The sequence below is a fragment of the Variovorax guangxiensis genome, from assembly GCF_003952165.1.
Taxonomy (GTDB): Bacteria; Pseudomonadota; Gammaproteobacteria; order Burkholderiales; family Burkholderiaceae_C; genus Variovorax; species Variovorax guangxiensis.
Genome location: NZ_RXFT01000001.1, coordinates 530,752 through 554,254, shown reverse-complemented (window position 1 = coordinate 554,254; position 23,503 = coordinate 530,752). Strand labels below are relative to the sequence as shown.

The 23,503-nt window shown below is 68.0% G+C and carries 22 protein-coding genes; 11 read left to right on the top strand and 11 right to left on the bottom strand.

Features of this window, described 5'->3' with window-relative positions:
- Window positions 1–27: 27 nt before the first annotated feature.
- Window positions 28–555 carry an inorganic diphosphatase gene (gene ppa, locus EJP67_RS02685; protein WP_126019134.1) on the bottom strand — a complete coding sequence of 176 codons (528 nt, stop codon included), beginning with the start codon at window positions 553–555 and terminating at the stop codon, window positions 28–30.
- Window positions 556–811: 256 nt separating this feature from the next.
- Here ppa and EJP67_RS02680 point away from each other — a divergent pair, with 256 nt between their 5' ends.
- The 8 genes from EJP67_RS02680 to EJP67_RS02645 are packed head-to-tail and all read left to right on the top strand — an operon-like array spanning window position 812 to window position 11,183.
- Window positions 812–3,328, top strand: a complete 2,517-nt coding sequence (locus EJP67_RS02680) for a sodium-translocating pyrophosphatase (protein WP_126019132.1) — start codon at window positions 812–814, stop codon at window positions 3,326–3,328.
- Between the two features lie 2 nt (window positions 3,329–3,330).
- Window positions 3,331–3,699, top strand: a complete 369-nt coding sequence (locus EJP67_RS02675; RefSeq protein WP_126019129.1) for a nuclear transport factor 2 family protein — start codon at window positions 3,331–3,333, stop codon at window positions 3,697–3,699.
- Window positions 3,700–3,756: 57 nt separating this feature from the next.
- Window positions 3,757–5,658, top strand: a complete 1,902-nt coding sequence (locus EJP67_RS02670; protein WP_126019127.1) for a YhgE/Pip domain-containing protein — start codon at window positions 3,757–3,759, stop codon at window positions 5,656–5,658.
- A gap of 43 nt (window positions 5,659–5,701) precedes the next feature.
- The gene (locus tag EJP67_RS02665) at window positions 5,702–6,424 is read left to right on the top strand and encodes a MerR family transcriptional regulator (RefSeq protein WP_126019124.1); all 723 of its coding nucleotides are present in this window, start codon (window positions 5,702–5,704) and stop codon (window positions 6,422–6,424) included.
- 4 nt (window positions 6,425–6,428) lie between these two features.
- Window positions 6,429–7,862: a TolC family protein gene (locus EJP67_RS02660; protein ID WP_240650473.1), complete on the top strand. Its 1,434-nt coding sequence runs from the start codon at window positions 6,429–6,431 to the stop codon at window positions 7,860–7,862.
- Window positions 7,862–8,848, top strand: a complete 987-nt coding sequence (locus EJP67_RS02655) for an HlyD family secretion protein (protein ID WP_126019122.1) — start codon at window positions 7,862–7,864, stop codon at window positions 8,846–8,848. The genes EJP67_RS02660 and EJP67_RS02655 overlap by 1 nt, the downstream gene beginning before the upstream one ends.
- A gap of 11 nt (window positions 8,849–8,859) precedes the next feature.
- Entirely contained in the window at window positions 8,860–10,044 is a 1,185-nt protein-coding gene (locus EJP67_RS02650; protein WP_126019120.1) for an ABC transporter permease, read from the top strand.
- Window positions 10,044–11,183, top strand: coding sequence for an ABC transporter permease (locus EJP67_RS02645; RefSeq protein WP_126019118.1), 1,140 nt, complete (start codon window positions 10,044–10,046; stop codon window positions 11,181–11,183). Before EJP67_RS02650 ends, EJP67_RS02645 begins: the two co-directional genes overlap by 1 nt.
- Here EJP67_RS02645 and EJP67_RS02640 read toward each other — a convergent pair.
- The gene (locus tag EJP67_RS02640; protein ID WP_126019116.1) at window positions 11,180–11,815 is read right to left on the bottom strand and encodes a TetR/AcrR family transcriptional regulator; all 636 of its coding nucleotides are present in this window, start codon (window positions 11,813–11,815) and stop codon (window positions 11,180–11,182) included. The two genes, EJP67_RS02645 and EJP67_RS02640, sit on opposite strands and share 4 nt — an antisense overlap.
- Before the next feature lie 131 nt (window positions 11,816–11,946).
- Here EJP67_RS02640 and EJP67_RS02635 point away from each other — a divergent pair, with 131 nt between their 5' ends.
- Window positions 11,947–12,789 (top strand): metal-dependent hydrolase, encoded by an 843-nt coding sequence (locus EJP67_RS02635; protein WP_126019114.1) that lies wholly within the window; start codon window positions 11,947–11,949, stop codon window positions 12,787–12,789.
- 24 nt (window positions 12,790–12,813) lie between these two features.
- Here EJP67_RS02635 and EJP67_RS02630 read toward each other — a convergent pair whose 3' ends face one another.
- From EJP67_RS02630 to EJP67_RS02595, 8 genes are all read right to left on the bottom strand, one after another.
- On the bottom strand, window positions 12,814–13,401 hold the full coding sequence (locus EJP67_RS02630) for a hypothetical protein (RefSeq protein WP_126019112.1): 588 nt from the start codon (window positions 13,399–13,401) through the stop codon (window positions 12,814–12,816).
- A 249-nt stretch (window positions 13,402–13,650) separates the two neighbouring features.
- Entirely contained in the window at window positions 13,651–13,881 is a 231-nt protein-coding gene (locus EJP67_RS02625; RefSeq protein ID WP_019653008.1) for a hypothetical protein, read from the bottom strand.
- The gene (locus EJP67_RS02620; RefSeq protein ID WP_126019109.1) at window positions 13,868–14,239 is read right to left on the bottom strand and encodes a hypothetical protein; all 372 of its coding nucleotides are present in this window, start codon (window positions 14,237–14,239) and stop codon (window positions 13,868–13,870) included. The genes EJP67_RS02625 and EJP67_RS02620 overlap by 14 nt, the downstream gene beginning before the upstream one ends.
- 17 nt (window positions 14,240–14,256) lie before the next feature.
- Complete coding sequence (locus EJP67_RS02615; RefSeq protein WP_126019106.1) at window positions 14,257–15,189, bottom strand: DUF6999 family protein; 933 nt, start codon at window positions 15,187–15,189, stop codon at window positions 14,257–14,259.
- Window positions 15,173–17,089 carry an iron-containing redox enzyme family protein gene (locus EJP67_RS02610; RefSeq protein WP_126019104.1) on the bottom strand — a complete coding sequence of 639 codons (1,917 nt, stop codon included), beginning with the start codon at window positions 17,087–17,089 and terminating at the stop codon, window positions 15,173–15,175. The genes EJP67_RS02615 and EJP67_RS02610 overlap by 17 nt, the downstream gene beginning before the upstream one ends.
- A gap of 3 nt (window positions 17,090–17,092) precedes the next feature.
- On the bottom strand, window positions 17,093–18,043 hold the full coding sequence (locus EJP67_RS02605) for a fatty acid desaturase family protein (RefSeq protein WP_126019102.1): 951 nt from the start codon (window positions 18,041–18,043) through the stop codon (window positions 17,093–17,095).
- A complete protein-coding gene (locus EJP67_RS02600; protein ID WP_126019099.1) occupies window positions 18,024–18,797 on the bottom strand; it encodes a sterol desaturase family protein in 774 nt (257 codons plus the stop codon). Before EJP67_RS02600 ends, EJP67_RS02605 begins: the two co-directional genes overlap by 20 nt.
- Before the next feature lie 9 nt (window positions 18,798–18,806).
- Complete coding sequence (locus tag EJP67_RS02595; protein ID WP_126019097.1) at window positions 18,807–20,384, bottom strand: phospholipase D family protein; 1,578 nt, start codon at window positions 20,382–20,384, stop codon at window positions 18,807–18,809.
- A 154-nt stretch (window positions 20,385–20,538) separates the two neighbouring features.
- On the opposite strand from EJP67_RS02595, the gene EJP67_RS02590 reads away from it, so the two are divergent.
- The gene (locus tag EJP67_RS02590; protein ID WP_126019095.1) at window positions 20,539–21,093 is read left to right on the top strand and encodes a peroxiredoxin; all 555 of its coding nucleotides are present in this window, start codon (window positions 20,539–20,541) and stop codon (window positions 21,091–21,093) included.
- A gap of 63 nt (window positions 21,094–21,156) precedes the next feature.
- Window positions 21,157–22,590, top strand: a complete 1,434-nt coding sequence (locus EJP67_RS02585) for an aldehyde dehydrogenase family protein (protein ID WP_126019093.1) — start codon at window positions 21,157–21,159, stop codon at window positions 22,588–22,590.
- Between the two features lie 34 nt (window positions 22,591–22,624).
- On the opposite strand, the gene EJP67_RS02580 is transcribed toward EJP67_RS02585, so the two are convergent.
- The gene (locus EJP67_RS02580) at window positions 22,625–23,488 is read right to left on the bottom strand and encodes a ZIP family metal transporter (protein ID WP_126020380.1); all 864 of its coding nucleotides are present in this window, start codon (window positions 23,486–23,488) and stop codon (window positions 22,625–22,627) included.
- Window positions 23,489–23,503 lie beyond the last annotated feature (15 nt).

Here is a 23,503-nt window from a genome sequence, read left to right as displayed (position 1 = left end):
GAGCTTGCCGCTTTCACTTTCAGTTTCTTACTTCTTGTAGTTGGCCACGCCGTCCAGGATTTCCTTCCTGGCCGAGTCGATGCCTTCCCAGCCCAGCACCTTGACCCACTTGCCTGCTTCCAGGTCCTTGTAGTGCTCGAAGAAGTGGCTGATGGCCTTCAGGCGCATCGGATTCACGTCGTCCACCGACTTCCAGTGGCTGTAGATGGGCAGCACCTTGTCGGTGGGCACGGCCAGTACCTTGCCGTCTACGCCGGCTTCGTCTTCCATCATCAGGATGCCCAGGGGGCGGCAGGGCACCACCACGCCCGGCAGCAGCGGGTACGGGGCGATCACCAGCACGTCGACCGGGTCGCCGTCGCCCGACAGGGTCTGCGGCACGTAGCCGTAGTTGGCGGGGTAGTACATGGCCGTCGTCATGAAGCGGTCGACGAAGATGGCGCCCGATTCCTTGTCCACTTCGTACTTGATCGGATCGGCGTTCATCGGGATTTCGATCACGACGTTGAAGGCATCGGGCAGGTTCTTGCCGGGGGAAACTTTGTCGAAGGACATGACGTTTTTCGAGTAGTTGAAAAGTATGAGAGAGACGGGGACAAACCCTGAGTTTACTTTCCGTGTCACCGGCCGGTCGCACACGCATCTGTTTTTGCCTGTAAATTGCAACCGTTGGCCAATCGGCTCCGCACCCCCGGTGCAGCGAGCTTCGAGGAAGCAACGCGGCGGAAATCACGGTCCCGTACGCGTTGCACGCAGAGGGCCCGTGCTGTCCGTCTCCACTAGTCACAACGAACGAATGGAGAAGCAAAGCATGATCGGCAACACCCCCCTGATACTGGCCATCGTCTGCGGTCTCGTCGCCGTGGCCTACGGTTTCTGGGCCCGAAGTTGGATTCTCTCGAAGGACGCGGGCAACGCCCGTATGCAGGAGATCGCGGCGGCCATCCAGGCCGGCGCCTCCGCCTATCTCGCCAAGCAGTACAGCACCATCGCCATCGTCGGCATCGTGCTCGCGATCCTGATTGCCGTCTTCCTCGACCTCACCACCGCCGTCGGCTTCATCGTGGGCGCGGTGCTCTCCGGTGCCTGCGGCTTCATCGGCATGAACGTGTCGGTGCGCGCCAACGTGCGCACCGCGCAGGCGGCCACGCACGGCATCGGCCCGGCGCTCGACGTCGCCTTCCGCGGAGGCGCCATCACCGGCATGCTGGTGGTGGGGCTGGGCCTGCTGGGCGTGTCGGCCTTCTACTGGGTGCTGATCGGCAGCGGCACGCCGGCCGCGGGGCACAGCCTCTCGGCGGTGCTCAATCCGCTGATCGGCTTCGCGTTCGGCTCCTCGCTGATCTCGATCTTCGCGCGGCTGGGCGGCGGCATCTTCACCAAGGGTGCCGACGTCGGCGCCGACCTGGTGGGCAAGGTGGAAGCCGGCATTCCCGAGGACGATCCGCGCAACCCGGCCGTGATCGCCGACAACGTGGGCGACAACGTCGGCGACTGCGCCGGCATGGCGGCCGACCTGTTCGAGACCTACGCCGTAACGCTCATCGCCACCATGGTGCTGGGCGCGCTGATGGTCGCGGCGGCGCCCACCAACGCAGTGCTGTACCCGCTCGCGCTGGGCGGGGTGTCGATCATCGCGTCGATCATCGGCTGCTTCTTCGTGAAGGCCTCGCCGGGCATGGTCAACGTGATGCCGGCGCTCTACAAGGGGCTGGCCGTGTCGGGCATCCTGTCGCTGATCGCGTTCTGGTTCGTCACCAGCTGGCTTATTCCCGACAACGCCATCGCCGCCAGCGGCAGCCAGCTCAAGCTGTTCGGCGCCTGCTTCGTCGGCCTGGCACTCACGGCCGCGCTGGTGTGGATCACTGAGTTCTACACCGGCACGCAGTACAAGCCCGTGCAGCACATCGCACAGGCTTCGACCACCGGCCATGGCACCAACATCATCGCGGGCCTGGGCGTGTCGATGCGCTCCACCGCCTGGCCGGTGATCTTCGTGTGCATCGCGATCCTGGCCGCGTACTCGCTGGCGGGCCTCTACGGCATCGCGGTGGCCGCAACGTCGATGCTGAGCATGGCCGGCATCGTGGTGGCACTCGACGCCTACGGCCCCATCACCGACAACGCCGGCGGCATCGCCGAGATGAGCGAACTGCCCGACAGCGTGCGCGCCGTGACCGACCCGCTCGACGCGGTCGGCAACACCACCAAGGCGGTGACAAAGGGCTACGCCATCGGCTCGGCGGGCCTGGCCTCGCTGGTGCTCTTCGCCGACTACACGCACAAGCTGGAAAGCTTCGGCCAGGCGATCAGCTTCAATCTGAGCGACCCGATGGTGATCGTCGGCCTCTTCATCGGCGGCCTGATTCCCTACCTGTTCGGCGCGATGGCCATGGAGGCCGTGGGCCGCGCGGCCGGCGCGGTGGTGGAGGAAGTGCGGCGCCAGTTCCGCGACATCGCCGGCATCATGGAAGGCACCGGCAAGCCCGAGTACGGCAAGGCCGTGGGCATGCTGACCGGCGCGGCCATCAAGGAAATGATGATCCCGTCGCTGCTGCCGGTGCTGGTGCCGATCATCGTCGGCCTGGTGCTCGGGCCGAAGGCGCTGGGCGGCCTGCTGATGGGCACCATCGTCACCGGCCTGTTCGTCGCCATCAGCATGTGCACGGGCGGCGGCGCCTGGGACAACGCCAAGAAGTACATCGAGGACGGCCACTTCGGCGGCAAGGGCAGCGAGACGCACAAGGCCGCCGTCACCGGCGACACCGTGGGCGACCCCTACAAGGACACCGCCGGCCCGGCCGTGAACCCGCTGATCAAGATCATCAACATCGTGGCGCTGCTCATCGTGCCGCTGGTGGTGAAGTTCCATGCGGGCGATGCGGCTGCGGCAGCTCCGGCGAAGGTGGAGACTCCGCCCGCCGCCACGGCACCGGCAGCCATGGCACCGTCGACGCCTGCAGCGGTGGTCGCATCGGGCGCTGTATCGGCCGCCGAAGCCGCCGCTGTGAAGGTGGAGAACGGTGTCGTGAAGTTCTACTTCGCGAGCGCCAGCTCCGAAGTGGCGCCGAACGCCAAGGAGGCCCTGGCCGACGTCATCAAGGCCGTGCAGAGCGGCAGCACCGTGCTCGTGAGCGGCTACCACGACGCCAGCGGCGACCCGGCCAAGAACGCCGAGCTGGCCAAGCAGCGCGCGATGGCGGTGAGCGATGCGCTCAAGGCCGCTGGCGCGCCCGAAGACAAGATCGAGCTGGCGAAGCCGGTGCAGTCGCAGGCCGACGGCCCGCCTGCCGAGGCCCGCCGCGTCGAAGTCAAAGTAAAGTCCTGAGAATGCCCACGCCCGAACGACTCGAATCATTCATCGCCGCCGTCGAAGGCGGCGCGCATGCCAAGGCCATCGAGGACTACTACACCGAAGATGCCACCATGCGAGAGAACCAGGCCGAGCCCCGGCGCGGGCGCAGCACGCTGGTGGCGCAGGAAACCGCCGTGCTCGATCGCACCGAGTCGGTGGCCTCCACCTGCGTGCGGCCGGTGCTGGTGAACGGCGACCACGTGGCGATCCACTGGATCTTCGAGTTCACGTTCAAGGGCGGCGGCAGGATGCGCATGGAAGAGATCGCCTGGCAGCGCTGGGAGGGCGACCGCATCGCAGAGGAGCAGTTCTTCTACGACCCCGCGCAACGAAAGCCGGGCTGACCAGCGCCTTTCTCGCGCGCCCCACCGCCATGGCGCTGCTGGTAGCCTCCTAGCCCCATGCGATACCTCCACGCCCTGTTCGCCGGCACCTGGGCCATTGCCCGGGCCGAGCTGGCGATCGTGCGGCGCTTTCCACGCATCCTGCTGGCCGTGGTGGCGGTCGGCGTGGTGCCGGCGATCTATGCGCTGATCTATCTGTCGAGCGTGTGGGACCCGGCCGGCCATACGGCCGACCTGCCCGCCGCCATCGTCAACCAGGACCAGGGCGTGACCTACATGTCGCGCACGGTCAACGTCGGCGACGAGCTCACGCAGACCCTGCTCGACAAGCGCGCCTTCGGCTTTCGCACGATGACCGACACCGAAGCCGCGCGCGCCGAGGTACGGCGCGGCACGCTGGCCTTCGCGCTGCTGATCCCGCCCGACTTCAGCGCCAACGCGGTGCCCGGCACGCAGCGTGGCGCGGGGCAGATCGTGGTCTACACCTCCGAGGGCAACAACTACAGCTCGGCCGGCCTGGCGCGGCGCTTCGCGGGCGAGCTGGGTCACCAGGTCAACGAGATGCTCAACGAGCAGCGCTGGGGGCTGGTGCTGAGCGCGGCCTCCGGCTCGCAGGCGCGGCTCGACAAGCTCAAGCAGGCCCTGCTGGAGCTGCGCGACGGCAGCCAGACGCTGGCCAGCGGCGCGGCCCAGTACAGCGCGGCGGCTCAGCAGCTGAGCAGCGGGTTCAAGCAGGTCAACGGCGGCATCCGCACCATCGAGTCGAAGCTGCCGGCCGACGCCGACCTGCGCGCGCTCAAGGCCGGCTCGCAGCAGCTTGCGTCGGGCCAGCGCGAACTCGGCAGCGGGCTCGCGCAGATCGGCGACGGGCTGGAGCAGCTGGAAGGCGGCGCCGGCCAGCTCGGCGACGGCGCGCGCAAACTGCAGAAGGACACGGCCGACATCCCCTTCGTGGGCGATCGCATCGCCAAGGGCGCGGGCGAGCTCGCCACCGGCGCCGACAAGCTGCGCGGCGGCATCGAACAGGCGCAGGCGGCCATGACCAAGGCGCAGGACGGCAACCACAAGCTCGCAACCGGCGCAACGGCCCTCGACGGCGGCGTGGTCAAGCTCACAGACGGCATGACGGCGCTTGCGGCCGGCATCCACACCATGTCCGGCAAGCTGCCGCCCGACCGGAAGCTCGACGAATTCGTGCAGGGCGGCGCGCAGCTCGCCCAGGGCGCGGAGCGCCTGTCGACCGGCGTGCGCACCATCGAGGCCGCCCTGCCCGCCTCGATCACCCGCATCCAGGGCAGCGCCTCGGGGCTGGCCGACTCGGTCGAGCCCAAGGTCGAAGTGGTGGCGCCGGTGGCCAACAACGGCAGCGCCTTCGTGCCCAACATGGTGTCGGTGGCGCTGTGGATCGGCGCGGTGATGGCGGGCTACCTGTTCAACATCCGCATCGTGCTGTCGGAGCACAGCCACTACCCGAAGCTCGCGAAGACGCTTGGCAAGATCACCATGCCGGCGCTGGTCGTGCTGCTGCAGGTGGCGCTGGTGCTGGCCACGCTGGTGGGCGTGCTGCGGGTGCAGGCCCCCGACGTTCCGGCCCTGGCGTTGACGATGGCGCTGGCCTCGCTGGTGTTCCTGGTGGTGCTGTTCGCGATCCTGCACGTGTTCGGCGACTTCGGCCGCATCCTCACCGTGCTGCTGCTGACGCTGCAGCTGTCGGCCGGCGGCGGCGTGCTGCCGGTGGAGCTTTCGGCCGGCTTCTTCCGCGACGTGCACGGCTGGCTGCCCTTCAGCTGGGTGGTGCAGGCCTTCCGCGCCGTGATGTTCGGTGCCTTCGACAACGGCTGGGCGCATGCCTGCGGCGCGGTGCTGCTGTCGGGCGCGGTGGCCGTCGGGCTGATGGCCATCTTCGGCAAGTGGAACGAAGTGCTGCCGGCGGACTACAAGCCGACGATCCAGGTCTAGGCAGGGCTATGTGACATCAATGATGTAACATTCAGCCCGTCACATGAGCACCTCAACCGTCACCGATGCCGCCCGGGAACTCTCCGTCGAGGAGCTGGCAGCGCGCACCGGCGTGACGGTGCGCAACATCCGCGCCTACACCACCGCCGGCCTGCTGCCGCCGCCCAGGCTGCGCGGCCGCCTCGGCCTGTACGGCGACGAGCATGCGCAACGCCTCGCGGTGATCCGCGAACTGCGCGACCAGGGCTTCGGCATAGAAGCCATCCGCCGCATCTTCGGCCGCGCGCCGGCCTCGGCCTGGCGCGACCTGGTGGCCGTGGCCCGCTCCGTCTCGGGCAGCCTCTTCGCGGAGGAAACGCCGGTGGTGGTCTCGGCCGATGCGCTGGCCGCCAAATGGAAGGGCCAGATGACACCCGCCCTGCTCGCCCGCGCCACCAAGGCCGGCCTCATGCGCGAGCTGCCCGACGGCCAGGTGCAGATGCTCAGCCCCGCGCTCGGCCAGATCGCCGAGCAGCTCGCCGCACTCGGCCTGCCGCTGGAGGCTGCGATCAGCATGCAGGAAACCATGGTCCGCACGCTGCGCACCGTGGCGCGCCACTGGCTGCGCGCGCTGGCGGACAACCTGCTGAGCGACGACGCCATCGAGGCCGGGCGAACTGCCCAGTTGCTCGAACAGGCCCGAGGGCTCGCCACCGGCGCGGTGCAGGCCGCGTTCCCCGTGATCCTTCAGCAGGAACTCGACGTCCTGCTGCGCAAGACCACCTGAAACGATGACGACACGAACCTGCCACGCCGCAAGCCCCATCAAGCTGAGCCTGTTTCCGGCATTGCTCGTGCTGTGCGGCGCCGCTTTCGCACAGACCGGCGAAGACACCCTTTCCCTGAGCTTCGACGCAGCCCGCGCCCGCATGCTCGACCGCTCCGACAAGCTGGCCGCGGCGCGCGCGGCCGTCGACGCCAAGGAACTGCAGAGCCAGGGCCTCAAGAGACTGGGCGGCCCGTCGATCAGCGTCTCCGGGCTGGCCTATGCCTACAACGCGAACCTGAACCTCGACCTCGATCCGCTCAACCAGCGGCTTGGGCAACTCGGCTCCTCGCTGCCGACTTCCATCCAGAGCGTGATCGCGCGCGTGCCGATTCCGCAGCTGCCCAACAGCTACACGCTCAACCGCCACGACACCGGCGCCAACGCGTCGATCTCGGCCGTGTGGCCGCTCTACGTGGGCGGCGCGACCGACGCGGTGCGCGGCTTCGTCTCGGCCCAGACGCGCGAGGCGCAGGCCGACGCCGAACAAGCCGGCCACGAGGTCGACACCCTGCTCGTGCAGCGCTACTTCGGCGCGCAGCTCGCCCGTCGCGCTGCCGCCCTGCGCCTGCAGGCCGAGCGCACCATCGCGCAGCACGACTCGGCGGCGCAGAAGATGCTGGCGGCCGGCGTGATCTCGCGCGTCGAGCGGCTGCAGGCCAGCGCCGCGTACGAAGAAGCCCGCCGCAACGCACGCAAGGCCGAGAACGACGCGGCGCTCGCCTCGGTGGCGCTGGCGCGCACGGTGCGCGCCGACGGCAGCGTGGCGCCGCAGACGCCGCTCTTTCTCATCAGCACGCCGATCGAGCCGCTGAACTACTTCATCGATTCGGCGCTCACGCGGCACCCGGGCCTGGACAAGGTCGCGGCCAGGAAATCGCAGGCCGAGCAGCTGCACGAAGGCGAAGAGGCGCTGCGCCGCCCGCAGGTGATCGCCTTCGGCACGCGCGAGCTCAAGAGCGGAAATGCCGACTGGGTGGCCGGCGTCGGCGTGCGCTGGACGCTTTACGACTCGGTCGACCGCGACAAGCTCTCGGCCGCCTCGCTCAAGCAGGTCGAGCAGGCCGAGCGCACCGATGCGCAGGCGCGCAGCGACATCTCGCTGCTGGTCGAGCGCAACTGGCGCGCGCTGGAGAACGCGCGGCGCCAGTACCTGGAGATGAAGGCCTCGGTCGAGTTGGCCCAGGAGGTCGTGAAGCTGCGCACCGCTGGCCTGCGCGAAGGCACGAGCACCACGCTCGACCTGATCGACGCAGAGACCAACCAGGCCAAGGTGCTGACCGAACGCGCGCAGGCCGCCAACGACTACGTGCAGGCGCTCGCGCAACTGCTCGAGAGCGCGGGGCTTTCCGAGAAGTTTTCCGACTACATCGCGCGTGCAGACGTAAAGGTGAATTGATGATGAGCGCCAAGACCCGAAAACTGATCGCGATATTCGCCGCCCTGCTCGTGCTGGTGCTGCTCGCCTGGGGCTTCTGGCGCGCCTCGCGCCCGGCGCCCGAGGTATTCCAGGGCCAGATGGAGGCGCGCGAGACCGACGTCGCCGGCAAGGTGACGGCGCGCATCGCCGAGGTGCCAGTGAAGGAAGGCGACCGCATCCAGGCCGGCACGGTGCTGGTGCGCATGGACAGCCCCGAGGTGCGCGCCAAGCTCGCACAGGCCACCGCCGCCGAGCAGGCCGCGCAGGCCGTCGCCGAGAAGGCGCAGAACGGCGCCCGCCCGCAGGAGGTGGAAATGGCGCGCATGCAGTGGCAGCGCGCCGAAACCGCGGCCCAGCTCGCGCAGACCTCGTTCCGCCGCGTCGACGGACTGGCGCGCGAGGGCCTGGTGGCCGACCAGAAGCGCGACGAAGCAGAAGCCAACTGGAAGGCCTCGCGCGACGCCGCCATCGCGGCCAAGGCGCAATACGACATGGCCCGCACGGGCGCCCGCCCCGAGGACAAGGCCGCGGCCAGCGCACAGGCCCGCCAGGTCGCGGGCGTGGTGGCCGAGGCCGAAGCCGCCAAGGCCGAGACCGAGCTGCGCAGCCCGGTCGGCGGCGAAGTGGCCAAGGTGCTGGCGAAGGTCGGAGAGCTCTCGCCGCAGGGCGTGGCGGTGGTCACGGTGGTCGACCTGAGCGACCAGTGGGTGGTGCTGAACGTGCGCGAGGACCGGCTCTCCCGCTTCGCGCTCGGCAACGAGTTCGACGCCCACCTGCCCGCGCTGCCCGAAGGCAAGCGCACCGCCCGCTTCAAGGTCTACTACAGCGCCGTGCTGCCCGACTTCGCGACGTGGCGAGCCACGCGCGGCGGCACCGGCTTCGACGTGCGCACATTCGAGGTCCGGGCACGTCCGCTCAAGCCAATCGAAGGCGCGCGGCCCGGCATGAGCGTGCTGGTGGACTGAGTCCGTTCGCGATGAGCCTCCGCGGCTTCTCCACCGCCAGCGCAAGGCGCGAATTCGCGCTGCTGCGCACGCGACCGTGGGACCTCGCGATGATCTCGTGGGTGCCGCTGCTGGCGGTGTTCCTGATCTGGTGGATCTTCTCGGCCGGCCTGCCCGAGCGGCTGCCGATCGGCGTGCTCGACCAGGACCACTCCTCGTTCTCGCGGCAGGTGGTGCGCTTTCTCGATGCCACGCCCGGCCTGCGCGTGGCGCAGCGCTACAGCGACGAAGCCGAGATGGCGCGCGCGCTCACAAGCGGCGACGTCGACGCGGCGGTGCAACTGCCGCGCGAGCTGAGCCGCGACGTGAAGCAGGGCCGCGTCGGGCAGATCGTGCTGCTGCACAACGCGCAGCTCGGCACGCATTCGAGCCTGATCCAGCGCGACGTGCGCACCGCTGTGGGCACCGTCTCGGGCGGGGTCGAGCTCACGGTGCGCAGCAAGCGCGGCGAGTCGATGAAGGCGGCGCGCGTGAGCATGGAGCCGATCAAGGCGAGCATGGTGGCGCTCTTCAACACGTCGACCGACTACGAGCAGTTCCTCGGGGCCGCGCTGATTCCGGCGCTGCTGCACATCCTCGCGATGACGGCCGGAGCCTGGGCGGTGGGCCGCGAGCTGCGCGACCGCAGCATCGGCGAATGGCTGGGCGCCTCTCCCCGCTGGCACGAGGCGCTGGCCGCGCTGGCGGGCAAGCTGGCGCTGGCGTTCGCGAGCCTGTCGGTGGTGGCGCTGGCGGCGATGCTGTGGATCACCGCGGGCCGGGGCTGGCATCCGGCCGGCTCGCTCGGGTGGACACTCTTTGCGCTGCTGGTTTTCCTGGCGCTGTCGATCGCACTGGGAGCTTTCGTGGCGGCACTCACGCGCTCGCTGCGCACCGCCCTGTCGGCCACGGGTTTCATCACGGCGCCGGCCTTCGCGTTCGGCGGTGTCGGCTTTCCGCTGGTCGCGATGCCGCTGCTGGCGCAGGCCTGGGCCAAGCTGCTGCCCTACACGCACTACATCCGCGTGCAGATGGAGCAACTGCAGATGGGCGCGCCGGTGGCGTACTCGGTGGCCACGCCGCTGTGGATGGTGGTGGGCACGGGCGTGCTGATGGCCGCATGCGCCGGAGCGCTGGTGAAGGCGGCCAAGGCGCCCGCAAGCTGGGGAGGACGCTGATGGCTGACGAAGCCCTCCGCTTCGGCTCCGCATGGCGCGAGACCGCGCTCGCGGTGCTGCGCGACAAAGGTGTGCTGCTGATCATGCTGCTCGCGCCCGTCATCTACGGTTTCTTCTATCCGTGGCCCTACGGCACGCAGGCGGTGACGCGTGTGCCGGTGGCGGTGGTCGACCAGGACCACACCGGCCTCTCGCGGCAGATCGCGCGCTTTGCGCTGGCCAATCCGAGGCTGGACGTGCGCATGGTCACGGGCGACGTGGGCGAGGCGCAGCAGGCGCTGTGGCGCGGCGAGATCGAGGGCTATGCGCTGCTGCCGGCCGACCTCAAGCGCAACGTGCTGCGCGGGACCTCGGCGGTGGTCACCATCGAGGGCAACGGCGCCTATGCGCTGCTGAACAAGGCGGTGCTGTACGGCTTCTCGGAGGCCGTGGGAACGGTCTCGGCCGGGGTGGAGATCCGCAAGCTGCAGGCCGGCGGCCAGAGCGCGGTGCAGGCGGCACGCAGCCGCAGTCCGCTCAACACACAGCTGGTCGCGCTGTTCAACCCCACCGAAGGCTACGGCAGCTACGTGGTGCCGGCGGTCGCCTTGCTGATATTGCAGCAGACGCTGCTCATGGGCGTGGCGATGCTGGCCGGCACCTGGGCCGAGGCCGGGCGGCTGCGCGCGTCGATGGGCGCCTGGCTGGGGCGGCTGGGGGCGCTCTCGGGCTTCGGCTTCCTGAGCGGGATCTTCTACTTCGGCTGGGTGTTCTTCCTCCAGGACTACCCGCGCGGCGGCAATCCCCTGGGGGCGCTGGTGCTGCTGGCGTTCTATGTGCCGGCGATCTGCACGGTGGGGCTGCTGCTGGGCTGCTGGTTCCGTGATCGCGAGCGGGCCCTGCAAGTGCTGCTGTTCACCGCGCTGCCGATGGCATTTCTCTCGGGGTTCTCGTGGACCGTGGAGGCTCTGCCGGAGCCGCTGCAGGCTCTGCGCTGGCTCTTTCCGAGCACGGCGGGCATCCAGGCCTCGCTGCGGCTCAACCAGATGGGCGCGCCGCCGCATGACGTGCTGCCCTATCTGGGCGCGCTGCTGTCGCTGACGCTGGCGGGGCTGCTGGTGCTCCGCCTCGTGGCCACGGTGCCGGCGAAGCCGACCTAGCGCCGGCTCTCTGCGGCCACGGCGCGCACCAGCCGCGTGGCGGGCTCCACCAGCTCGCGCAGGTCGCCTGCGCGGTTCTGCTCGATGGCCTGCAGCACCAGTTCGTTGATGCCCCCCACCACCGTCATCGCCATCTGGTTCGTGAGATGCACGGCGGGGCCTTCCGCATCGCCGTTGCCGCTGCTGTTGATGGCGGCCTGGATGAAATTGGCGATTTCATCGTTCACCCTGCGGCGCACCGCGAGACCGGGAAGACCGAGCCCGAGGATCTCGACGAAGAGCGTGCGCAGCAGTACCGGGTCCTGGGCGAGATAGTCGAAATACGCCGTCATGGCGTGCTCGACCTGCGCATGCCAGGGCTGCGCCGGATCGAAGGCCTCGCTCACTGCCTGCAGCGCGAGCCGGCTGGCGGCTTCATAGAGCGCGATCAGGCATTCGGTCTTGGTGCTGAAGTGCTCGTAGAAAGTGCGGCGCGACACCGCGGCCTCGCGCACGATGTCGGCGATGGTGGTCTCGGCATAGCCCTTGGCCGCCACGGCATGGGCCATGCCCTGCAACAGGCGCGCGTAGTGCTCGCTTCCGGGGCCGTCGCCAGACTTGGAGGGCGATGCTTTTTCGATGGTTTCGCTCATGGACGACACATTTTCCTACGCACGGGTACTTGACAGTACCAATTCACAATTGCAACATGGCAGCATGCGGTACGCAGATGTACCAGCATTCCAGCTCCACGCAATCAGTGCTTTTTCCGAGGCTTGTTCTCATGACCGATCTTGTCGTACGCCGCCTTCTGATCGACCTGCAACCGCCCTTCGCCCGCGACTGGTGCGGTGGCGACGCATTCTCGACCGCCTTCTTCAACGCCCTGTCGATGAGCTTTCCCTTCGGCGAGCAGTTCTTCATCGACGCGGTGCGCGATGCCGTCGCCACGCTGCCGCCCGAGGTCCAGGAGCAGCACAAAGCCGACGTGCGCGGCTTCATCGGGCAGGAAGCCACGCATCGGCGCATCCATTCGCTCTTCAACAACCATCTCGAGAAGCAGGGGCTGGTCGACCGCTGGACCGCCCGCGCCAGCAAGCGCATGGAGCTGATGGAAGGCGCCGATCCGCGCCACGCGCTGGCTGTGACTGCGGCCACCGAGCATTTCACGGCCATGTTCGCCGAGTGGCTGCTGGCGCACCCCGCCGTCCTCGACGGTGCCGAACCCCGGCTGCGCACCATGTGGCTGTGGCACAGCGCCGAGGAACTCGAACACAAGAGCGTGGCCTTCGACATCTACAGGGCCGCGGGCGGCTCCGACGAATGGCGCACGCGCTGGTTCCGCCGCGTCACGATGATGTTTTTGGGCGACCTGATGCGCCAGACCATCGACAACCTGCGCCAGGAAAAGCAGCTGTGGAAATGGTCGACCTGGAAAAGCGCCGCGCGCATCCTGCTGAGCCGTGATGGCCTGCTGCGCGGCAATCTCGCCGGCTGGCGCAGCTACCTGCGCCCGGATTTCCATCCGATGCAGCAGGACAGCAGCCTTTCGACGCGCTGGCTCGCGGACAACCGGGCGCAGTACACGCCGGTGGGCGCGGCACCCGAGGCGGCGGCGGCGCGCTGACGGCGCCGGACCGCGCCCAATCGCTCAGAAGAAGGTGGCGCGGGTCGTCGTGTTGCCAGCGGCCTGCTGGTGCTCGGGGCGCATCTGCAGGTCGTGCAGGGTGTCGAAGTCGGACGGGGCATCCGGCACGCGCATCACCACTTCCAGTTCGTGCATCGACGCGACCCAGCGGCCGGCCGGGGAGTCGGCCGGCTCGTCGTTGGCGAACACGCCGTCGCGGATGTAGAGGGTCTCGCCTTCCGGGCGCTCGGCGTGCAGTTCGACCAGGCGGGCGATCGAGAAGTTGTACGTCACGAGCTTCTCGCGCGTCTTGCGGTCCTTGCCGCCGCAGTTGAACGAGCCTTCGGCGGCGATGACGATGCAGGAGCCGTCCACGCCGCCGTCCATCTCGATCTCGTTGCCCGAGCGCCAGATGGCGTTGGGCAGGCGCACGCGCACCTTGTCTATGACCAGGTCGCGCTGCTTGTTGAGGCTGCCCAGGGGGGGCACCAGCGAGCGCAGCTGGCGCAGGCGCTCGGCGAAGGTGTCGTCCATCAGGAATTCGACGTGGTGCGTGGCGCTGCCGGAGGAGCGCTTGACCACCTGCATGATCACGTGACGCGACTTAGCCATGGCGGAACCCTTCTGGAAAGGTCGAATTCCATGTCCCGCATTGGGTGTGGACAGCGTGGCAGCAATTCATTGGAAATCAGCTACTAGTAGAACCTTTGATTACATGCAATTACATGCATCATTTGTGTCCAACTGTATAGCGATTACCGGGAATGTGGAAGGCCAATCCGTGACTTATGCACGAGGAAATGTCTCCAAAATGCCTCTCCGATGTGGTAGCAGCCAGCCCGCCCCAGAGGCAGGACGCCCTTACTCCAGGGCTTCGTCGAGCGCTTTGCAGGAAGGCGCGCAGACGGTCTGCGACTTGCCCAGCACCTGACGGGTGCGCAGTTGCGAGCGCACGCGGTGCTTGCCGCACATGAAGCACGACATGGTCGCCCCGCTGAAGGAGGCCGAGGCGCGAAACGGCGACCCCGGCGCCTTCGACTTGTAGCGCAGGCCATCCGCCACCACTGCCGTCTTCACTTCACCCTTCGCCATGCATTTGATCCTTGCTGTTCGGTTCTGCACGGCGCATCGCGCGTGCAATGGCTTCCCGGGCGCTGATTTCGGCCGCCAGGGAAGCGTCCAACGCCGAGCGGCAAAGCCCGGCGTGCTGGTAGTTGAGGTTCTCGTACACCTCTGCCGCGGCCGGATACGCATCGAGCAGGCGACCGAGTTCGGCGCCCTGCCCTATGTCCTCGAACTCGTGCACGAGGTGTTCGACCACGGAGCGGTACTGCTCTGCACCCACGGGTACAGGGCTGTGCTCGAGCTTTTCCAGCAGTTGCGCCAAAACATGGGTCACCGCCAGATCGGCCTTGGAAGACGGATTATCGGTCGTGTTCATGATCGGCATCTGGGGGCAGCATACGCCTATGCAAGTGGCTGCTCGTACAGGGTTGTCTCCGGCTGGCCGGCAGTTTCGTCCTTTGCGGCCTTCTGCTGAGCCGCCTGCATCCGCTGAAGCAGGCTGTGAAGCATTTCGGTGGACAGCCCGTGGATCACCAGCCGGTGCCCCGCCCGCAGGGTCGACAGCGGCACCAGCGGGTGCTTGTTGTTGACCAGGATCAGGTGCTCCGGAGCGTTCAGGATCGTCGCCGCGTAGATGCCGATGGTCTCGTCCAGTTGCAGGGAATTGGCCGCGCGCCAGAAATCGTTGTCCGTGAGCATCAGCTGATACAGCGGCGTGAAAAGCTCGATGGCGCTTTGCAGGTCCAGAAAGTTGAGCCTGCCCTGCGGCATGTCCTCCAGCCGCAGCCCTGGCTCCCTGATCATCGAGAAATCGACCTTTTCCGCCTTGCACAGCGCCAGCCCCCTCTCGCGCAGCGCTGTGTTCAGCCTGATCACGAAGTTGAAGAGGTTCAGGTCGTGCTTCAGGAACATCTCGTCCTTCAGCGCGTCGATGTCGGCCGGCTCCAGCGGATTGGTGGCCACGGGCGCCGGCGAATTGCGCCCGATGAAGGCCAGGATCTGCGAGCCCAGGTGAAAGTGCCGCAGGATCAGCCAGTTGGCTTCCGGCGACACGAAGCGCTTCAGCCCCCAGGCCAGCAGCCGGTGCAGCAGGATCGAATGCGACCAGTTGCGCGGCACGAACACCTTCGCGATCTGGATCAGGATGATCGTCAGCCGCGCGATCGGCCGCAGGAACGGCAGCAGGTACTGCCGCGAGCCCGAACTCGAATCGGCCAGCCAGGCCGACTTGACGTCGTCCGGCAGCGGCGTGCTCTGGTCGAGGTACAGCGCCAGCCATGGGCTGGGGTCGCGCTCGTCGTGGGCTTGTTTCAGGAATTCAGGCGTTCGATCCATGGGGCATCCGCTGCGTGATGTGTTGGAACTGCATCAGGTACAGCGCGGCCGTGTGGCGCGCCGTCTCGACGATCTGGCTGGCGGCGCGCGGCTGCCCTTCCACCGCCATCACCATCTCCACCGCCGTGAGCCAGCGGCTGAGGTGGTTCTCGTCGTTGTGGCCGTGGTACTCCAGGAAGCGGAAGGCATCCGGCGGCAGCTTCAGGCTCGCCTTGAGCAGCGGCAGCAGCGCCGGCACGATGCGCTGGCCCGTGCCCTCGATGATGTAGATCGCGCCCAGCAGCCCGATCGGGTCGCGCGTGGCGGCCAGGCTGTGCAGGTAGGCGTTGAGCGCCTCGCCGCCGGGGTTGCGGCGCAGCTCCTCGATGTTCTCGACCGTACCACCGGCCTTTCGGTAGTCGCTGAAGAGGATGTTGAAGTCGTTCTGCTCCTCGCCCGCATGCACGCCGATCAGCGAGGCCAGCATCTGGTAGGGCTCGCTCAGAGAGGCTGCGCCTTCGCGCATCCACTTGCTGCCCTCGCGCACCTGGGGCACCCACTGCTCCATCCAGTTCAGGTAGTCGGGCACGGCAAAGCGGCGCTCGCGGATCTGGCGGATGAGCGGCGTGCGCCACACGCGCGAACGGTAGTCGTGCCAGATGGCGGCCAGCTCGGTCAGCAGTGCGCCCAGCCCTTCGGGCGCGGCGGCGGGGTCGTGCGGGGGCGCGATCAGGAGGTCGTCATCCGGCACGGCCGCGGCGCGTGGCGCCACCGCGGCGGGCGCCGCATCGACGGCCTCTACTTCCCACAGCATGTACGCCGCCATGAAGCGCCCGGACTCCGGCACGTAGCAGAAGATCTGCTCGCCCGGTTTCAGCGCCTTGGTGTGCAGGAATTCGGCCAGCATCACGAGGATCGACGCCGCCCCTGTGTTGCCGCGCCACGCGAGGTTGCTCCACCAGCGTTCGCGCGGGATCGACAGGTCGGCCTTGGCCATCAGGTCCTCGACCACCGGGATGAACTTCTCCGACGAGTAATGGCACAGGAAGTGGTCGACCCGCTTCGGATCGACCCAGCCGTCGCGTACCAGCCCCGCGTACTCGTGGATGCCGATGTCGAACAGGTGCGGCAGCAGCCGGATGTCCTGCCTCAGCGACAGCGCACCCGCCGCCTCGGCCTCGGCCCAGGAGCCGAAGTCCAGATGGCCGCGCGCCCGATCCTCGGTCAGCCCCAGCTGCATGCAGACCGGGTAATCGCCCGAAAAGGCGCGCTGGTGCACCCACTTCAGCTTAAGCCGCAGGCCCGGCGAGCCGGCCAGGGCCGATGCGCTGTCGGACAGGAGCAGGGCTCCTGCTCCATCGGACAGCATCCAGCGCAGGAAGTGCGAGTCGAAGTCGGTCTCGTAGCCGCGCGCCGCGAAGCGCGAACGCTTGAAAAGGCGCGACGGCATCTCGCTGGCCACCGCCATCGCCGAGCGGTGCGCGCCCAGCTCGATGCCCTGCGCGGCCGTCTGGATCGCCGACACGCCAGCGGCGCAGATGCCGTGCACCGAATGCGTCTCCATCGGCTGCGCCGCCAGTTCGCCCTGGATCATGTTGGCGAAGCCCGGCATCAGCGCATCGCCGCCCGAGGAGCCGCTGGCCAGCAGCGACACCCGCGAGAGCTCCGCGCCGCCGCGCTGCAGGCAGTCGCGGATCGCGCCGGCCGCCATCTGCGCGTTGGTATGCCGGGTCATGCCCTCGGCGTCGATGGCGTAGTGCCGCGTGAGGATGCCGTTCTCCGCCAGGATGCGCCGCTTGATGCGCTCCGACATGCGGTTGAGCGGCGCGATGTACGCGTCCATGTGATCGTTGGAAACGGGCTCGCCCGGCATGAAATAGCCGGCGCTTTCGAGGTACACGCGTTGGAATGAGACAGGCATGGTTCAGAGAGTTGATGAATCGCGGGGCATCAGCGGGCGGCTGCGAAAACGCGGCCACACGGCCCCCAGCACGAAAACGCGCACCATGTACGGCACCAGCCCGCCCTCGTTGAGCACGGGGTCCACCTGCGCGCGGTAGCGCGTGCGATGCAGGCGGGTGAGCTCGGACCAGTGGGCATGCGGGTTCTCGTGGTGTGCGGTGTGCAGGCCGATGTTGAACAGCAACGGGTTCACCAGCCCTTCGAAATTGCGCGCGTAGTTCAGGCGGCTACCCGCGGTATCGCGCGGTGCCCCCGACGTCTCCCTCCGCACGGGTTTGCGGCCGTCGGCGTGCGCGTGCTGCAGGTAGTTGGTGGCCAAGAGCCAATGCAGGCCGTGCAGCTGCGGCACGATGACGAAGAGCAGCGCCTTGCGCCAGTCGATCGCCAGCAGCACCGCCCAGCTCGCCAGCCACACCGCGTACTGCGCCATGCAGTAGCGCCAGGCGCCACGCCGGTGGCGCCGCAGCCGGGCCAGCCATGCGAAGAAAAGCGGCATCAGCACCCAGACGGCCTGGAACGGGTGCAGCAGGTAGCCCCACAGGTGATTGGTGTCGCCGCCGAAGCGGTAGGTGCGCGCCACGTCCTTCGGGCCATGGCGATGGCGGTGGTGGTTGGCCACATGCGCGGGCCAGAACACGAAGGTCGGATGGCCCTGCAGCAGCGTGATCCAGAAATCCATCAACCGGTTCATGCGCCGGCTGCGCCACATGCGCAGGTGCACGTGGTTGTGGTGGATCACGCCCACACCCAGCGTCAGGAAGAGCATCAGCCCGTACAGCACCACGTCGAAGCCACGGACCCACTGCCACACCGCCAGCGCGGGCAAGGCGGCGAGATAGGCGAGGCTCTGCCAGTCGCGCCAGTGGCGCAATCTCGGCACGCGGCGGCTCACCTCAGGCCGTGGTCGCGCCATGCTTCTTGCGGAAAGCCTGCAGAACCGGTTCGGCCGCATCGGCCGCCACGCGCGTGCCGAACAGCCGGTCCATGAAGGTGAACTGGAAGCCGTAGTTGCCGTTGTGCACCGCGTGGTGCAGGTGGTGCCGGCGGCTCGCCGCGAACCAGTGGCTGTACGAGACGCCGGTGAAGAAGTCGTAGTTCGAATGCCCGACGCAGTTGAAGAACAGGCTGAACACCGGCACCGCCGCCAGCGACCAGAAGCTGAAGTCGTGCACCACCATCGGCAGCAGGATCACGTTGCCCAGCATCAGCGCCTCGACCGGGTGGAAGCTGTAGGTCGACCAGGGCGTGGTCACGAACGAGCGGTGGTGCGGCCCATGGAAGCGCCGCAGCCAGCGCGTGTGCAGCAGCCTGTGGTTGATCCAGAAATGCACGTCGTTCCAGATCGCGAGCACGACGATTTCCACCGCGATCTGCCGCCATCCCGCATCGGGATCGAGCCGCGCCCAGCCCAGCTGCAGCAGCCCCCACGGAAACACCATGCCCAGCCCGAAGATCAGCACCGACAGGCCCGACTGCGTCAGCTCGCGCCGCAGCTGTCCCGGCTGCAGCGGCCGCGGATCGAGCACCCGCCCGATGCCCAGCGCCGGCAGCACGCGCGTCGTCAGCAGCCAGGTGGCGGCGCCGAAGCAGAGATAGATGCCGCCGAAGAAAAGCAGGCCCCACAGCATGACCTGCGGGGCGGACAACGAGGTGAAGGTCTGCGCCATCCCCCGAGGCTACAACAGCATTTCGGGAACGATCGGCGCGATGAGCATGTTGTAGAAGCGCTTGAAGAAGCCGGACTCCGGCTCCGTGGTCAGGATCATCTCCTTCTCGCCGTCATTGGTGAGCCACTCCAGCGTGCCGGTGTCCTTGGCCAGCCGCAGCCGGTAGGAGTTCTGCAGCTTGCTGATGTTGATCACGCGCAGCATCTCGCGCGCCAGTTGCGGGCTGTCGACCACCACGCCCATCTCGGTGTTCTGGCTGGCCGAGCGCGGGTCGAGGTTCATCGAGCCGATGAAGATGCGCCTCTTGTCTATGGCGGCGGTCTTCGCATGCAGCCGTCCGAGCGACTTGCCGAACATGCCGAAACGCTCGCCCGCGGTGGTGCGCTGCGGGCTCAGTTCGTACAGGTCGGCGCCGCTTTTCAACAGCTTCTCGCGGTAGCGCGCGTAGCCGGTGTGCACCAGCGGCTCGTCGTTGGCAGCCAGCGAGTTGGTCAGCAGCGTGAGCTTGACCTTGCGCCGGGCCAGATCCTGGAATGCCTCCATGCCGCGCTCGCCCGGTACGAGGTAGGGCGAGGTCAGGTCGACCTCCGTCCTGGCATCCATCAACAGGCCCCAGACCTGCATCGTGACGCTGGTGGAGATGGCCTCCTCGGCGGTCATCGTCTTCGGCTTGGTGGGCGGATCGGCGACCGCGCGGGCCTCGCCCCACAGCAGCCCCATGCGCCCGGCGTCGAGCTCCTCGGAAATAGGGCCGTAGCCGAGGATGTCCGACGGCGGCAGCACCACCTTCGGCGGCGGCGCGGCCATGCCCACCCAGCTGTCGAAATCGGCGCCGGTGGGCTTGCGGCCGCCCTCGCCCGTCACGATGTCGGCGATGGGCCAGACCTGCTCGCTGTTCCAGTAGGCGTCGAAGATCGACTCGAGCTGCGGCACCACCTTGCCGACCACCAGCGCGTCCATGTCGATGAAGTTCTGCGCCTCGTTCAGCACGAAATACTCCTCGGAGATATTGCGCCCGCCCACCACCGCCATCACGCCGTCGGCGATGAAGAGCTTGTTGTGCATGCGGTGGTTGAGCCGCGAAATCTCCCACGGCGAGGCCGCGAAGCGCGACAGGAAGCCGTTGCGCCCGCAGCAGAACGGGTTGAACAGGCGCACGTCCACGTTGGGCGTCTCCGACAGCGCCAGCAGCAGCTGCTGGCTCTTCACGGTGTACAGGTCGTCCACCAGCACCCGCACCTTCACGCCGCGCATCGCCGCCTCGCGCAGCGTGCGCAGCAGCAGGCGGCCGACCGGATCGTTCTCGAGCTGGTAGTACTGCACCACCAGCGAACGCTGGGCCCGCTGGGCAAGCTGGATGCGCGCGTCGAGCGAATACACGCCCAGCGGCATCAGCCGGAAGCCGGAATGCTCGTCGGGGGGCGTGGAAGCAGCAGCAATCCTGGCGAGCGTGGTCGAGGGGTCGGCGGACGCGGCGAATTCGGCGGGCCGTTCGCGCGCGGGGGGCAGCGAGCCGCAGGCGCCGAGCGCCGCAATCAGGACACCCGCGAGCGCCATGCGCAGAAATGATGGGAGCCAGGCGTTCATGATCGTCTTTCCATGAGTTCGTGTTCTTGTGGTTTTCTGTCCTTGTGTTCCTGCAGTACGCCGGCCGGTCCGCACCGGTTTCAAGGCGCTTTTCGCCTCCATTCCGGGAAGGCTCCGGCCTAGAATTCGATCCACACCGCTGCGGAGTTACATCATGGCCCGTTCACTCCCCCACCGCATCGCCTGCCTCGCCTTTTTTGCGGCTCTTACGAATACCACCTGGGCCGCCCTCGACATCGGCGACCCGGTTCCCAAGTTCACCGCCAACGCCGCCCTCGGCGGCAAGACCTTCCGCTACTCGCTGGCCGAAGCGCTGGCCAAGGGCCCGGTGGTGGTGTATTTCTTCCCTGCGGCCGACTCCAGCGACTGCTCCATCGAAGCCCACGCCTTCGCCGAGGCCATCGACCAGTTCACCGCGCTGGGCGCCAGCGTCATCGGCGTTTCGGCCGACGACATAGGTACCCTGTCGAAGTTTTCGGTCAAGTCATGCCAGAGCCGCTTCCCGGTCGCCTCCGACGAAGGAAAGACCGTGATCCAGGGCTTCGACGCCCTGATGCAGACCCGCCCCGACTTCGCCAACCGCCTGTCGTACGTGATCGCGCCGAACGGCAAGGTCGCCTACTACTACCAGAACCTGAATCCGGACAAGCATGTGGAGCGGATGCTGAATGCGGTGAAGGCGCTGCCGAGGACGAGCGCGGCCAAGTAGCGCCCGGGGTCTGAGCCCCGCCGGGCCACGGGGTTTGGAGTGCTTCGCGCAAAATCCAGCCCCATGCAGCTCAACTACATCGCCAACGCGGACGTCCCGTCCTCCTCCGGCCGCACCCTGCCGGTCATCGACCCCTCCGACGGCCAGCCCTTCGACGAAATCCAGCGCAGCAATGCTGCCGACATCGACTCCGCCGTACGCGCCGCGCGCGACTGCTTCGATGGCGTTTGGCACAAGGTCAGCGCCGCCGACCGCGGCCGCCTGCTCTTCAAGCTCTCGCAGAAGATCGCCGAGCACGTCGACGAGCTCGCGCTGATCGAGCAGCGCGACTGCGGCAAGCCCGTCAAGCAGGCACGCGCCGACGCGGTGGCGCTGGTGCGCTACTTCGAGTTCTATGCCGGCGCCTGCGACAAGCTGCACGGCGAGACCATCCCCTACCAGGACGGCTACAGCGTCTTCACCTGGCGCGAGCCGCACGGCGTAACGGGCCACATCATTCCCTGGAACTACCCGATGCAGATCTTCGGGCGCAGCGTGGGCGGCGCACTGGCGGCGGGCAACGTGTGCGTGGTGAAGCCGGCGGAAGACGCCTGCCTCTCGCTGATCCGCGTGGCGCAGCTGGCGGCCGAGGTCGGGTTCCCGGCCGGCGCGCTCAACATCGTGACGGGCTACGGCCACGAGGTGGGCGACGCGCTCGCGCGGCACGCGGGCATCGACCACATCAGCTTCACCGGCAGCCCGAAGATCGGCACGCTGATCCAGCAGGTGGCGGCGGAGCGGCATTGCCCCGTGACGCTGGAACTGGGCGGCAAGAGCCCGCAGATCATCTTCGCGGACGCCGACCTGGACGCGGCCATTCCGGTGGTCATCAACGCCATCGTGCAGAACGCCGGCCAGACCTGCTCGGCCGGCTCGCGGGTGCTGATCCAGCGCGACATCTACGAGCCGCTCCTGGAGCGCCTGGGCCACGCCTTCGAGGCGCTGCGCGTCGGCCCGGCGGCCATGGACCTCGACGTGGGCCCGCTGATCCGCCAGACGCAGCAGCAGCGCGTGTGGGACTTTTTGAGCGACGCGCAGCACGCCGGCATCCCGATGGTGGCGCAGGGCATCGTGGTCGAGGAAGCGCCCGAAACCGGCTTCTACCAGGCCCCCACCCTGCTGCGCGACGTGCCGGTGAACCACCGTCTCGCACAGGAAGAAGTGTTCGGCCCGGTGCTGGCCGCGATGCAGTTCGCCGACGAGGACGAGGCTGTCGCACTGGCCAACGCAACGCATTTCGGCCTGGTCGCCGGCGTATGGACGACCGACGGCGCGCGCCAGTTCCGCATGGCCAAGCGCGTGAAGAGCGGCCAGGTGTTCATCAACAACTACGGCGCCGGCGGCGGCGTCGAACTGCCCTTTGGCGGCGTGAAGTCGTCGGGCTATGGCCGCGAGAAGGGCTTCGAGGCGCTGTACGGATTCACCACTCTGAAGACCGTCGCCGTCAAGCACGGCTAAGGGCCTTGGTTGGCGCGCCGCGCGGGCGGGTGCGTCAGCCCAGCGCTGTGTCGAGCAGCATCATGAGCACGAAGCCGATCATCAGCCCGCTGGTGGCGAAGGCTTCGTGCCCCTTGCGGTGCGACTCGGGAATGATCTCGTGGCTGATCACGAAGAGCATCGCGCCCGCCGCGAAGCCCAGCCCCCAGGGCAGAAGCATCGCCGAGTGGCCGACCACGGCCGCGCCCAGCACGGCACCCAGCGGCTCGACCATCCCGGAGAGCATGCCGATCAGCACGGCGAACCCACGGCTGTAGCCCGCGGCCAGCAACGCCACCGCGACGACCAGCCCCTCGGGCACGTCCTGGATCGCGATACCGGTGGCCAGCGCATCGGCGCGCAGCCCGTTGTTGGCGGCATATCCCACGCCGATGGCCAGGCCCTCGGGCACGTTGTGCAGCGCGATCGCGAAGACGAAGAGCCAGGTGCGGCGCAGCTGCTTGGCGGCATTGCCTTCGCGGCCCTTGATGAAATGCTCGTGCGGCAGCACGCGGTCCATCAGCATCAGCGCGATGCCGCCCAGCAGGATGGCGCAGCCGATCACCCCGCCCGCCGCCCAGCTTCCGCCGCCGAAGGTGCCCGCGTTCTTCGCGGCCTCCAGGCCCGGGATGATCAGCGAGAAGGCGCTGGCCGCCAGCATCACGCCGGCGCCGAAACCGAAGAGGGTGTCCTGCAGCCGCTCGGGCAGCTTCTGCGAGAACAGCACCGGCAGCGTGCCGAGCGCGGTCGCCAGCGCCGCGACCGAGCCGCCAAGCAAGGCGTTCCACACCAGCGGGTCGGATCGCACGAACTGCCAGAACTGCAAGGCGCCGATCAGCACGCCGGCCGCGACGATGGCGAAGCCGATCCGTTCGCGCATCGGCCTGGCGGGCCT

What these genes read in the sequence shown, in the direction of transcription:
- ppa (WP_126019134.1), bottom strand. Translation starts at nt 555, where the DNA reads ATGTCCTTCGACAAAGTTTCCCCCGGCAAGAACCTGCCCGATGCCTTC.
- EJP67_RS02680 (WP_126019132.1), top strand. Translation starts at nt 812, where the DNA reads ATGATCGGCAACACCCCCCTGATACTGGCCATCGTCTGCGGTCTCGTC.
- EJP67_RS02675 (WP_126019129.1), top strand. Translation starts at nt 3,331, where the DNA reads ATGCCCACGCCCGAACGACTCGAATCATTCATCGCCGCCGTCGAAGGC.
- EJP67_RS02670 (WP_126019127.1), top strand. Translation starts at nt 3,757, where the DNA reads ATGCGATACCTCCACGCCCTGTTCGCCGGCACCTGGGCCATTGCCCGG.
- EJP67_RS02665 (WP_126019124.1), top strand. Translation starts at nt 5,702, where the DNA reads ATGAGCACCTCAACCGTCACCGATGCCGCCCGGGAACTCTCCGTCGAG.
- EJP67_RS02660 (WP_240650473.1), top strand. Translation starts at nt 6,429, where the DNA reads ATGACGACACGAACCTGCCACGCCGCAAGCCCCATCAAGCTGAGCCTG.
- EJP67_RS02655 (WP_126019122.1), top strand. Translation starts at nt 7,862, where the DNA reads ATGATGAGCGCCAAGACCCGAAAACTGATCGCGATATTCGCCGCCCTG.
- EJP67_RS02650 (WP_126019120.1), top strand. Translation starts at nt 8,860, where the DNA reads ATGAGCCTCCGCGGCTTCTCCACCGCCAGCGCAAGGCGCGAATTCGCG.
- EJP67_RS02645 (WP_126019118.1), top strand. Translation starts at nt 10,044, where the DNA reads ATGGCTGACGAAGCCCTCCGCTTCGGCTCCGCATGGCGCGAGACCGCG.
- EJP67_RS02640 (WP_126019116.1), bottom strand. Translation starts at nt 11,815, where the DNA reads ATGAGCGAAACCATCGAAAAAGCATCGCCCTCCAAGTCTGGCGACGGC.
- EJP67_RS02635 (WP_126019114.1), top strand. Translation starts at nt 11,947, where the DNA reads ATGACCGATCTTGTCGTACGCCGCCTTCTGATCGACCTGCAACCGCCC.
- EJP67_RS02630 (WP_126019112.1), bottom strand. Translation starts at nt 13,401, where the DNA reads ATGGCTAAGTCGCGTCACGTGATCATGCAGGTGGTCAAGCGCTCCTCC.
- EJP67_RS02625 (WP_019653008.1), bottom strand. Translation starts at nt 13,881, where the DNA reads ATGGCGAAGGGTGAAGTGAAGACGGCAGTGGTGGCGGATGGCCTGCGC.
- EJP67_RS02620 (WP_126019109.1), bottom strand. Translation starts at nt 14,239, where the DNA reads ATGCCGATCATGAACACGACCGATAATCCGTCTTCCAAGGCCGATCTG.
- EJP67_RS02615 (WP_126019106.1), bottom strand. Translation starts at nt 15,189, where the DNA reads ATGGATCGAACGCCTGAATTCCTGAAACAAGCCCACGACGAGCGCGAC.
- EJP67_RS02610 (WP_126019104.1), bottom strand. Translation starts at nt 17,089, where the DNA reads ATGCCTGTCTCATTCCAACGCGTGTACCTCGAAAGCGCCGGCTATTTC.
- EJP67_RS02605 (WP_126019102.1), bottom strand. Translation starts at nt 18,043, where the DNA reads ATGGCGCGACCACGGCCTGAGGTGAGCCGCCGCGTGCCGAGATTGCGC.
- EJP67_RS02600 (WP_126019099.1), bottom strand. Translation starts at nt 18,797, where the DNA reads ATGGCGCAGACCTTCACCTCGTTGTCCGCCCCGCAGGTCATGCTGTGG.
- EJP67_RS02595 (WP_126019097.1), bottom strand. Translation starts at nt 20,384, where the DNA reads ATGAACGCCTGGCTCCCATCATTTCTGCGCATGGCGCTCGCGGGTGTC.
- EJP67_RS02590 (WP_126019095.1), top strand. Translation starts at nt 20,539, where the DNA reads ATGGCCCGTTCACTCCCCCACCGCATCGCCTGCCTCGCCTTTTTTGCG.
- EJP67_RS02585 (WP_126019093.1), top strand. Translation starts at nt 21,157, where the DNA reads ATGCAGCTCAACTACATCGCCAACGCGGACGTCCCGTCCTCCTCCGGC.
- EJP67_RS02580 (WP_126020380.1), bottom strand. Translation starts at nt 23,488, where the DNA reads ATGCGCGAACGGATCGGCTTCGCCATCGTCGCGGCCGGCGTGCTGATC.